Genomic DNA, 1,666 nt, shown 5'->3' with positions numbered 1-1,666 from the left:
ACCCTGCCCGCGCCGCCCAGCGTCATCTCGAATCCACCCCGGCAATGGGGGGAGAACGCGCCCGTCATCGTGCTGCCGGACCCCGACATCATCGCGCTCGATCCGTGTTTCAAGGATCTGGTGTACGGCAACGCCAACCTGAAACTGGCATGGCGCGGCGGCGACTGGCTGGAAGGTCCGGCATGGAACAGCGAAGGCCGCTTCCTCCTGCTCAGTGACACGATCCGCGCGGTCCAGTACCGCTATCTGTGGGAAAACAGCGCCGTTTCGGTCTTTCGCGGCTATTCCTACAACAGCAACGGCAACATATTCGATGCCGAAGGCCGCCTGATCAGTTGCGAACACGGGATGCGCCGCGTGGTGCGCTGGGAACATGATGGCTCATGCCATGTTCTGGCCGACAGTTATGAGGGCGCGCCCCTCAACTCCCCCAACGATGTCGCCGTTCACCCCGATGGCAGCATCTGGTTTACCGACCCCGGCTATGGCGACACCATCGTCGAAGGCCACCCCGACGCACCGGGCGGCCCGACCAACCGCGACGGGGTGGAACGCTGGACACTCGATGGGGAAATCGTCACCCAGTTTGGCGGCCATAAACGCCAGCAGGACCACGTCTTCCGCATTGATCCCGTCACCGGGGTCCTGACCGCCGTCATGACCCAGCAGCAGGTGCCGGACCCGAACGGCATCGCCTTTTCGCCCGATGGCACGCGTGTCCATGTCATCTCGTCCGGTCCGGGGCCGGGGCAGAAAGGCCATGGGGGTGACCTGCGCATCCATATGGGCGATGTGCGCGATGGCGCGGTCAGCAACCTCCGCCTGTTCGCCGACATGATGCTTGAAGGCCACCAGATGGGACCGGACGGCATGCGCACCGACATTTTCGGCAATCTGTGGTGCGGGGCCAACGGGCCGCTCGGGCTGTGCGGCGTGGTGGTGTACAACCCCCAGGGCCGCATGATCGGGCGGCTGCGCCTGCCACGCGGGGTCTCGAACCTGACATTCGGCGGCCCCAAGCGTGACGTGCTGTTCATGTGCGCCGCCGATGCGCTGTTCACCCTGCAGGTCAACACGCAGGGCGCCGCCCCCTCCTGAAAGGGGTCAGGCCCCGGCCACTCCCTTGCCCACCATGTCCAGCGGGCGGACGAGACGGTCAAACATCTCCCCATCCACGAAGCCCGAGGCCAGCGCCGCTTCGCGCAAGCTGATGTCATGCTCCATGGCCTGATGGGCGATGGCGGAGGCGCGGTCATAGCCTATTTCGGGGCTGAGTGCGGTCACCAGCATGACCGAGCCCGCCACATAGGCGTCAATCCGCTTGCGATTGAGCCGCGTGCCTTCCACGGAAAAGACCCGGAAATTATGGCAGCCATCAGCCAGGATACGGATGGCGTGCAGCACATTGGCCACGATGACGGGCCGCATCACGTTCAGGTCCAGTTGCCCCTGCTACCCGCCAGCGCCACCGTGGTATCATTGCCCAGCACCTGCGTGCAGATCATCACCATCGCCTCGCACTGGGTGGGGTTGACCTTGCCGGGCATGATGGAGGAACCGGGTTCGTTTTCAGGCAGGTGCAACTCACCCAGCCCGCAGCGCGGGCCGGAGCCGAGCAGCCGCATGTCATTGGCGATCTTGAGCAGGGTGACGGCCACCCCGCGCA

1 protein-coding gene and 1 pseudogene are annotated in these 1,666 nt (G+C 65.0%); one reads left to right on the top strand and one right to left on the bottom strand.

Features of this window, described 5'->3' with window-relative positions; genetic code table 11:
• Positions 1–3: 3 nt before the first annotated feature.
• Positions 4–1,098, top strand: a complete 1,095-nt coding sequence (locus JCM25156_RS15880) for an SMP-30/gluconolactonase/LRE family protein (protein WP_084296533.1) — start codon at positions 4–6, stop codon at positions 1,096–1,098.
• Positions 1,099–1,104: 6 nt separating this feature from the next.
• Here the strand turns inward: JCM25156_RS15880 and JCM25156_RS25305 are convergent.
• A pseudogene (locus tag JCM25156_RS25305) lies at positions 1,105–1,666 on the bottom strand (lyase family protein); the annotation flags it as partial.

This window comes from Komagataeibacter kakiaceti JCM 25156, assembly GCF_000613305.1.
The sequence above is the reverse complement of the archived record's forward strand: the minus strand, read 5'-3'. Positions and strand labels throughout refer to the sequence as shown.